Source organism: Candidatus Pelagibacter sp. HIMB1517, assembly GCF_052047895.1.
In the GTDB taxonomy this organism is placed as follows: Bacteria; Pseudomonadota; Alphaproteobacteria; order Pelagibacterales; family Pelagibacteraceae; genus HIMB114.
Genome location: NZ_JBNAIW010000019.1, coordinates 1 through 8,997 on the forward strand (window position 1 = coordinate 1; position 8,997 = coordinate 8,997).

The following is an 8,997-nucleotide window of genomic DNA, read 5'->3' on the forward strand; positions in this document are numbered from 1 at the left end:
TATTATATATATTTTGAAATTGTTTCGGTCTATATTCTCCATTTATTTGAATTAAATCATTATTAAGTTTTGCTAATTTATTCGTTAATTTGAATTTATTGTTAATTAAAAATGATTTACCTTTGATTTGAAAAATTGCGACCGGTTTATATTCAAAAAAAATTATAGATATTTTTTTCGGGTATTTTTTTTTAATTTTATAACTTTCAATCCATTGGCTTTTTTTTACAATGTGAGAAATTTCTTTTTTAGTGATATTAAATAAATTTTTATTATTTAAATTATTAGTTAAGTCATCTTTTAAATTTTCCTCAAAATTTTTACTTCCAATAAATTCTACTTCATTTACTCTAAAAAAAGTAAAAATATTTATTTTTTTTATCTGATAGGAAGTTAGAAAAAAAAAAAATATTATTAAAAGGATAGTATTTTTATTATCTTTTAATACTTGCATCTTTAATCATCCAATCAATTAATTGAATAAAAGTTAGGCCGAAATTTAAAGCAATTTCAGGAACCAGAGATAATTTTGTCATCCCAGGTTGGGTATTTATTTCTAATAGATAAATTTTGTGATTTGGAGTAACAATAAAATCACATCTGGTTACACCTCTACAATTCAAGGCACGATGGGCTTTCAAGGCAATCCTCTTGATTTTATTATGAAGATTTTCTGGTATATTTGGCGGTATAATATGTTTAGTTTTAGCATTAGAAGAATACTTTGCCTTATAGTCGTAAAACTTTCTACTGGGAACAATCTCTACAGATCCGATAGGCTTGCTTCCTAGTACAGCGGTTTGAATTTCTTTACCTTGAATGTAAGTCTCTTGAATTAAAGTTTTATATTTTTTTAAAAGTTTTTTAATAATTTTACTTTGAGATTTCGAAGTTGGTTTGAAAATTTTAACACCAAAGCTTGATCCTTCATTTGATGGTTTTATTATAAATTTTGACTCAGAAATTTTGTTATTAATATCAGAAATTTTTTTTATTATTTTAAAATCCGGGGTATTAATTTTTTTTTTTATAAATATTTTTTTAGATTTAATTTTATCCATTGCAATTTGTGATGCCTTTATACCTGAGTGAGTATAGGGTATTTTTAATCTTTCTAAAATTTTTTGTATTTTCCCATCTTCACCGTATTTTCCATGAAGAGAATTAAACGCTAAGTCTGGTTTTATTTTTTTTATATTAGATGAAATATTTTTAAGAGGGTCATACCTATATACATTATAACCAAGTTTTTTAATTGCATTATAACATGCTCTACCAGATTGAATGCTAACAGGTCTTTCCCTGGACATTCCACCCATTAAAACAAGAATTTTTTTTTTATTTTTCACCAATAATTTTAATTTCTGGTTCTAGCACTATGTTAAATTTTTTCTTCACATCATCAATTGTGAAGTTAATTAACTTTTCAATATCTAAACTTGAATTACCTTGATTTTCAATAAAATTACAATGTTTTTTTGAAAATTTAGCTTTACCGAATTTTTTTTTATCACATCCACTTTTTTGAATTAATTCCCATGCTTTGATTTTTGAATCTGGATTTTTAAATGTACTTCCTCCAGTTTTTATTTTTGATGGTTGCGCTGTTTCCTTTTGTTTTTTAAAAAATTCAATTTTATCTTTTATTTTTAATTTTGAACCGTGGTTTATTTTAAAAATCACTGTTGTTATAATGAAATCATCTGGAAGATCTATTTTGCGATAAGAAAATTTAATTTCTTTTTTATTATAGTTAACAAATTTTAAGTTCTTAATATTGATACCTCTTACCTCTTCCACAATATCTTTAAATTCATTTTTAAAACATCCTGCATTCATTGAAACTCCTCCACCTACAGTTCCAGGGATGCAACTTAAAAATTCAAAATTGACAAAACCATTATCTAATGCAAATTTTGACAATTGATTTTTTAGAACTCCAGAGCCACAAATAATTTGATTGTCTTTTATATATATATTTCTAAAATTTTTTCCTAATTTTATGATTGTTTCTTTGCACCCCTTATCCCGGAATAAAATATTAGATCCTGACCCAATAACAAAATATTTTTCATTAGGATTATTTCTTATATAATCTAATAATTCATTTTCATCATTGGGTGTAAAAAATTTATCTGCCTTTCCACCAATACCAAACCAGCTATTTTTAGATAAATTGTAGTTTGTCTTTAAATTATACATCAAATCTTATTTGAAATTTTCCTGATCCAATTACTAATATTTCCTGCCCCCATAGCGATGACGACTTGATTACTTATAAAATTTTTTTTCAAATAATTTTCTAGATCATCTTTTGAATTTGTTTGTATAACTTCTGTCTCAGATTTTAAGAGTATGTCTTTACAAAATTTATTATAATTAAAGTTTTTTGTTTTTTCACCAGCAGAATATACTGGACAAACTAAAACTTGATCTGCATTTACAAATGACTTTGTAAAATCTTTATATAAAGATAAAATTCTTGAAAACCTATGAGGTTGAAAAATTGCAATTATTTTTTTATTTTTAAAATTATTTTTACAAGCACTTAATACAGCTTTAATTTCTGTTGGGTGATGTGCATAATCATCATAGATCAATGAATTTTTATTATCATAAATTAATGTAAGCCTTCTCTGAACACCAGAAAAACTTAATAATGATTTTTTTATTCTTTCAATTTTAATATTCAAAAGTAAACCTATAGCAAAAGTTGCGGTTGCATTAAGAACATTGTGTTTTCCTAAAAGATTAATAAATATATTTTTTACTAACTTTTTTTTACCTGAAGAGTTTATAGAAATATCAAACTTCATCCCCATATCGACATTTCTGATATTTTTACATTGTAAATTTGCGTTCTTTGCAAAGCCATATGTTAAAAAATTTTTTTTATCTATTTCTTTAGTTAATTTTTTAATGTTTAGATCATCAATACAAACAATATTTTTTCCTAATAATGGTGTTTTATTTAAAAAAAATTTAAAACTATTAATTAGATTTTGAGTAGTTTTATAATAATCCATGTGCTCGATATCAATATTGCTGACTATTGAAAAAATACTTTTAAATTTTAAAAAACTACCGTCTGACTCATCTGCTTCAACTACAGACCATTCACCTTTTCCAAGTATGGCATTGGATTTAATGGAATTTATTATTCCTCCATTAACAATAGTAGGAAAAAATTTATTATCTTTAAGCAAGTGTGAAACCAAAGATGTAATTGTAGTTTTTCCATGTGAACCTGAAATTATTATGTTTTTTTTTAAATTAATTAAATGAGCTAACATATCAGCTCTTTTAATTATTAATTTATTGCTTTTTTTTGCTAAGTTGAATTCTTTATTGTCAGGTTTTATTGCTGTAGATATTACAACAATATCTGCCTTTAAAATTGATTTTGTCTCGTGACCTTTAACAATTTTAACTTTGTTTTTTTTTAATTCTTCAATTACTTTGTTTGAACTAGTTAGATCACTTCCACAAACGTTATAGCCTAAATTTTTCATTATCAATGCTATCCCACTCATGCCAATCCCGCCAATGCCTACAAAATATATTGTACTTTTTTTGTTAATTTGGATTTTCATATAATTTTATTTAAATAAACTACTTAATGTTTCTTTATTTTAATTCTTTATCTTTGTTAACGCTAAAATTATACCCATAATAAAAGAGCTGGTAATAATAGATGAACCTCCATAACTTACGAAAACAAAAGTCATACCGGTTGATGGTAACAAATTAATTGTAACCCCAATATTAATAAATATTTGCAGTAGTATAACGGTAGATAAGGTAACTAATGTATATTTTTTGAAGTTTGAAATTTCTCTCTGACAAATAGCAAAAACTCTCATGAACAAAGAAAAAACAATTATTAAAATTAATATTATTATTATAATTCCATATTCTTCACTTATAGATGCCAATACATAATCAGTATGAGACTCGGGTATTCTCTCTTTTAAAATACCCTCTCCAATACCTTGGCCAAAAAAACCGCCATGTTGAATTGCGTCTAAAGATTTTTCTGATTGATAGGAAATATCGTTTACATTAATCCATTTTTCGAACCTTGAAATTATATATGAAAATTTTTGTTTAAAAATTATTAAGACCGAAGTCATAAGACCTGCAAGTAAGAAAAAAGAAGAAAAAAGTATGCCTAAATTTACTCCAGACATGAATAGTAAAGTAAACCAGATAACTAATATAATTAATGATTGTGTATAATCTGGCTGTAAAAGAAGTATCAACACGCAAAAAAAAGAAATAAAACCAGACAATAAAAATTTATAAGAAAACTTAATATCACTAGAAAATATACTTGATAAATAAATTATTAAAGACGGTTTTAAAAGCTCAACTGGTTGAAGGTTCAAAAAAATAAAATTTAACCATCTTTTTGATCCTTTTACTTCTATACCTATTATTAATGTCAAAAATAAAAGAAAAAAAGATATTAAAAAAAAAATTTTCCCCGAGTGCTTATAAAAATTTTCATTAAAAAGAGAGGAAAAAAAAATTACTAATGATCCCAGAAATACAAATAAATAAAATTTATTAACTAAAATTTTTGGATCATTATATAATTTAGAAGATACAAAACCTAGAGTTGAATTTGAATTAAAAATTACTCCTAAGGTAATCCATGTAATCAGCAAAAACAAAATAATCTTATCGATGCTTGAAAACCATTTAAATAAAAAAGTGTTACTAATTTTTAAAAAACTCATAAGTATATTTTTTAAATTTATTACCTCTGTCTTCAAAATTCTTGAATTGGTCAAAAGATGCAGCCGCAGGACTAAATAATACTGTAAAATTTTTATTACTGTTTTTATTTTCTAAATAGTGTTTTTTGTAAATATTCTTTAAAACAGCTCTTAAGTTATCAAAACAAATAAATCGTATTTTTTGTTTTGTTAAACTTTTTTGAATAATACTATTTTTTTTTCCAATTATATAAATGTCTACCAAATTATTACTTGAATTTTTAAAATTGTAACTATCTCCTTTTTTTAATAGACCTCCAATTATAAGAATAATATTTGTATATTGCTGTATAGCAAATTTGGTTGCCTCAAAATTTGTAGATTTTGAGTCGTTTATAAATTTAAAATTATTTTTTTTATAAAAAAATTCAACGCGATGTGGAAGTTTGTTTTTAATTTGATTATGATAATTTTTATGAATTTTTATATTTTTTCCCAAAATATTTCTTAAAAAAACTTTATTCAAATTGGAGAAGCTTTTAATTTTGTTTGTATTTTTTAATTTTGGAAATGATTTTTGATGGTAGTAACCCCGTCCATTTTCTTTTAGAAATTTAAATATTTTTAGTTTTATTTTTTTGTAATTTGATAGTGTCTTGTGTCTTTCTAAATGATCGGGTGAAATATTTAAAATACAAGCTTTATCTAGTTTTAAATTTTTTGAATAGTCAATTTGATATGAGGATAATTCAATAATACAAATTTCATCACTCGAAATTTTTTTATCTAATACTGGTATACCAAAGTTGCCTAAAATTTTAGACTTTATATTGTTTCTATCTAAAATATCTTTTAGCAAATTACAAAAGCTTGATTTACCATTAGTACCAGTAATACCTATTGTATATTTATATTTTTTTTGAAAAGAAAAAAAAATATCTAAATCAGTAATAATTTTTTTTTTGTTTTTTTGAAAAAAATTTTTTTTTTTATGATTATAAATATTTATACCTGGGCTTAAAATTATAAAATCATAATTATTTTTGTAAAACTCTTTATCAAATAATTTTTTTTTTTTACTTATATTATCATCATAAATAGAATAATTTATTTTAAATTTATCTAATAACTTTCCTGCAGATTTTCCTGTTTTTCCGTAACCAAAAATTAAAATTTTTTTATTTAAAAAATCTTTTGGAAACTGCATCTATCTTAATTTCAAACTAGATAATGCAATTAAAACTAAAATTATAGAAATTATCCAAAATCTAATCACAATGGTTGACTCCTCCCAGCCCTTTTTTTCAAAATGGTGATGCAATGGCGCCATTCTAAACACTCTTTTCCCAAATAACTTAAAAGAGAATACCTGGATAATAACTGACATTGCCTCTAAAACGAATACTCCGCCAGCAATTAACAATACAATTTCATGTTTTGAAATTAAACTTACAGTTCCTAATAATGATCCTAGAGCCAAAGAACCTGTGTCGCCCATAAATATTTTAGCTGGAGGTGCGTTAAACCACAAAAAACCTAAACATGATCCAATTGTTGCTCCAAGCAATATACATACCTCAGATATATTTTTAATATTAATAATTTTCAAATACTCTGAAAAAATTACATTTCCGGACAAATAAACAATTAAAGTAAAAGTCAAAGCAACTAATATCAATGGTACAGTTGCTAAACCGTCAAGACCATCGGTTAAGTTAACAGCATTAGATGAACCAATAATTACTACGGCAGCAAAAGGAAAATAAAAATATCCTATATCAAAAATCAAATTTTTATAAAAAGGTAAGTTTAATAGAAATCTTTGTTCACTGTTAATTGAAATAGAAATTAAATAAAAAATCATCAAACTAAAAAATAATTGAAAAATTATTTTTGAAAGTGCAGAAATTCCTCTAGAATTTTTAAATTTAATTTTTAAAAAATCGTCAAAAAAACCAATCAATGCGAAAGATAATAATGAAAATAAACAAATTAAAATAAAAATATTTTTAATATCAGACCATAACAGAGTAGAAATTAATATTCCGAATATAATTAATATCCCACCAAAAGTTGGTGTCCCAGCTTTTTTTATTATATGAGAGACAGGACCATCATTCCTAATAGGTTGATTGAAATGTGCTGATTTTTTTAAATATCTTATAAAAATTGGTCCAAAAATAAGTACAATAAACAAAGAAGTAAAAACTGCAATTCCAGTCCTAAATGTTATGTAAGAAAAAACATTTAAAAAAGAAAAATTTGATGATAGCTCTTGAAAAATATAATTTAACATTAATAAATTTTTTTATTTAAAAGTTTATTTAATCCGACTCCATTTGAAGCTTTAAACATTATAATAGAGTTTTCTATTAAAACATTTTTAAAATATTTTGAAAAAATATTAATATTTTCAAAATACTTGCACCAAAATGTGGATTTTATTTTTTTATAAATTTCTTTTGACTCTTTTCCAACTAACAAGATTCGATTAAATCTCATCTTAGATAAATAATTGCCAATCTCTCCATGCTTTTTTTTCGAAAATTTACCTAATTCTAACATATCTCCAATTACTAAAATTTTTTTCTTTTTCGTATATAATTTTTCGAATTGATTAATAGAGCTCTTTAATGAAGACGGATTAGAATTATAACTATCATCAATAATTATTATTTTTTTTCTATATTTTACTATGTTTCCCCTTCCTCTGGTAAGTTTAATTTTATTAAAATAACTTTTAGATTTTTTAATATTTAACTTAAAAAAACTTAAAACCAAAATACAAACAAGGATGTTATTAATTATATTTAGATTTATGTTATTCAGTTTTAACTTAAATTTTAGATTGTTTAATTTTATTTCTATTTCATTTATTGAAATAACTTTGTAACTTACTGTTGCTTTTGAAGTTGATCCAAAACTCAAAACTTTAATTTTATTTTTTTTTGATATTTTTTTTAGCTGATCAAAAAATTTACAATCTTGATTTAAAATTATCGTACCTTGTTTAGTAATATTTTTAATTATTTCAGCTTTTGCCTTGGCTATATTCTTTATACTACCTAGATTACCTAAGTGAGCTTCTCCAATATTGGTGATTATTGCGAGATTTGGTTTTAAGATATTTGATAAGTAGTCTATTTCACCAAAATTATTCATGCCAAGCTCATAAATATTAAATTCAGATTTGATGTTTTGATTTACCAAAGTGTATGGAAGACCAATATTATTATTAAATGATTTTTGCGATTTATAAGATTTTTTATATTTATTTAAGACAGTAAACAAAAGATCTTTTAAACTTGTCTTTCCTGAACTACCAGTAATCCCAATAAAATTTTTTGAACATAAAAGATATCTTTTAATTCTAGCTAAATTAATTAAAAAATCTTTTGTGGAATTGCAAAAAATTACCCTATTGCTATTTTTTAAATTTTTTAAATAAATAGAATTTTTTTCACAAATTATAATTGTTCTTTTAAATCTATCTAAAATTAATTTTGCATATTTATGTCCGTCATTATTTGGTCCTTTAATGCAGAGAAAAACTGAATTTTCTTTTACTAGTCTACTGTCAATATAGAATTTTTTTTTTAATATTTTATTAGTAATATTAAATTTCATATAAATAGATTTTTTTTTGCCACGTCAAAATCTGAAAAATAAATAATTTTATTTTTAAATATTTGATAATTTTCGTGACCCTTCCCAGCAATCAACAGTACTTCTTTTTCTTTTGTAATTTTAATGGCTTTTTTTATTGCTAGTTTTCTATTATGAATAATTTCTGCCTTTTTAACAGATTGAAATATTTGTCTTGTTATATTTTTTGGGTCTTCTTCTCTAGGATTATCATTTGTTAAAATAACTTTGTTACATAATTTATTAGCAATTTGACCCATTTTTTTTCTCTTATCTGTATCTCTGTTTCCACCGCATCCAAAAACAATATTAACTTTTTTGTTATAATGATTTTTTAAGGTTTCTATCACTTTTTTTAATCCATCGGGAGTATGAGCATAGTCAATACAGATCGTTTTTTTTCTATTTTTAATAATATTGAGTCGTCCTTCAATAGGCTTAATCTTTTCTAAAACTTTAAAAATTTCTTTAATTTTTAAGCCTGATGATAATGCCAATATTATGGATTGATATAAATTTTCAATTTGAAATTGCCCTATTAAATTAATGTTAAAGGTATAAATATTATTTTTAAAATTAACTTTTATTAAGGTTTTACTATTATTTTTTTTAATATTAATTAAAGGGGGGG

The 8,997-nt window shown here is 23.6% G+C and carries 9 protein-coding genes; all 9 read right to left on the reverse strand.

What is annotated here, in order from left to right; all coding sequences use genetic code 11:
- Positions 1–454: FtsQ-type POTRA domain-containing protein (locus tag ACTTAT_RS06785; protein ID WP_440680293.1), on the reverse strand; the 454-nt coding region annotated here is incomplete at its 3' end.
- On the reverse strand, positions 435–1,319 hold the full coding sequence (locus ACTTAT_RS06790) for a D-alanine--D-alanine ligase (RefSeq protein ID WP_440680302.1): 885 nt from the start codon (positions 1,317–1,319) through the stop codon (positions 435–437). The genes ACTTAT_RS06790 and ACTTAT_RS06785, both read right to left, overlap by 20 nt.
- Positions 1,320–1,338: 19 nt before the next feature.
- Positions 1,339–2,202 (reverse strand): UDP-N-acetylmuramate dehydrogenase, encoded by an 864-nt coding sequence (gene murB, locus ACTTAT_RS06795; protein ID WP_440680294.1) that lies wholly within the window; start codon positions 2,200–2,202, stop codon positions 1,339–1,341.
- Positions 2,202–3,593 carry a UDP-N-acetylmuramate--L-alanine ligase gene (gene murC / locus ACTTAT_RS06800; protein ID WP_440680295.1) on the reverse strand — a complete coding sequence of 464 codons (1,392 nt, stop codon included), beginning with the start codon at positions 3,591–3,593 and terminating at the stop codon, positions 2,202–2,204. The genes murB and murC overlap by 1 nt, the downstream gene beginning before the upstream one ends.
- A 39-nt stretch (positions 3,594–3,632) precedes the next feature.
- Positions 3,633–4,742: an FtsW/RodA/SpoVE family cell cycle protein gene (locus tag ACTTAT_RS06805; protein WP_440680296.1), complete on the reverse strand. Its 1,110-nt coding sequence runs from the start codon at positions 4,740–4,742 to the stop codon at positions 3,633–3,635.
- A complete protein-coding gene (locus tag ACTTAT_RS06810) occupies positions 4,723–5,928 on the reverse strand; it encodes a Mur ligase family protein (RefSeq protein WP_440680298.1) in 1,206 nt (401 codons plus the stop codon). The genes ACTTAT_RS06805 and ACTTAT_RS06810 overlap by 20 nt, the downstream gene beginning before the upstream one ends.
- Positions 5,929–7,017 carry a phospho-N-acetylmuramoyl-pentapeptide-transferase gene (gene mraY, locus ACTTAT_RS06815; RefSeq protein ID WP_440680299.1) on the reverse strand — a complete coding sequence of 363 codons (1,089 nt, stop codon included), beginning with the start codon at positions 7,015–7,017 and terminating at the stop codon, positions 5,929–5,931. It lies immediately after the preceding gene.
- Entirely contained in the window at positions 7,017–8,348 is a 1,332-nt protein-coding gene (locus tag ACTTAT_RS06820) for a UDP-N-acetylmuramoyl-tripeptide--D-alanyl-D-alanine ligase (RefSeq protein ID WP_440680300.1), read from the reverse strand. The genes mraY and ACTTAT_RS06820 overlap by 1 nt, the downstream gene beginning before the upstream one ends.
- Positions 8,345–8,997: glutamate ligase domain-containing protein (locus tag ACTTAT_RS06825; RefSeq protein ID WP_440680301.1), on the reverse strand; the 653-nt coding region annotated here is incomplete at its 5' end. The genes ACTTAT_RS06825 and ACTTAT_RS06820, both read right to left, overlap by 4 nt.

Bases quoted from the DNA above. Each gene is read 5' to 3' on its own strand.
- ACTTAT_RS06790 (WP_440680302.1), bottom strand. From the start codon at position 1,319: ATGGGTGGAATGTCCAGGGAAAGACCTGTTAGCATTCAATCTGGTAGA.
- murB (WP_440680294.1), bottom strand. From the start codon at position 2,202: ATGTATAATTTAAAGACAAACTACAATTTATCTAAAAATAGCTGGTTT.
- ACTTAT_RS06810 (WP_440680298.1), bottom strand. From the start codon at position 5,928: ATGCAGTTTCCAAAAGATTTTTTAAATAAAAAAATTTTAATTTTTGGT.
- ACTTAT_RS06805 (WP_440680296.1), bottom strand. From the start codon at position 4,742: ATGAGTTTTTTAAAAATTAGTAACACTTTTTTATTTAAATGGTTTTCA.
- mraY (WP_440680299.1), bottom strand. From the start codon at position 7,017: ATGTTAAATTATATTTTTCAAGAGCTATCATCAAATTTTTCTTTTTTA.
- ACTTAT_RS06820 (WP_440680300.1), bottom strand. From the start codon at position 8,348: ATGAAATTTAATATTACTAATAAAATATTAAAAAAAAAATTCTATATT.
- murC (WP_440680295.1), bottom strand. From the start codon at position 3,593: ATGAAAATCCAAATTAACAAAAAAAGTACAATATATTTTGTAGGCATT.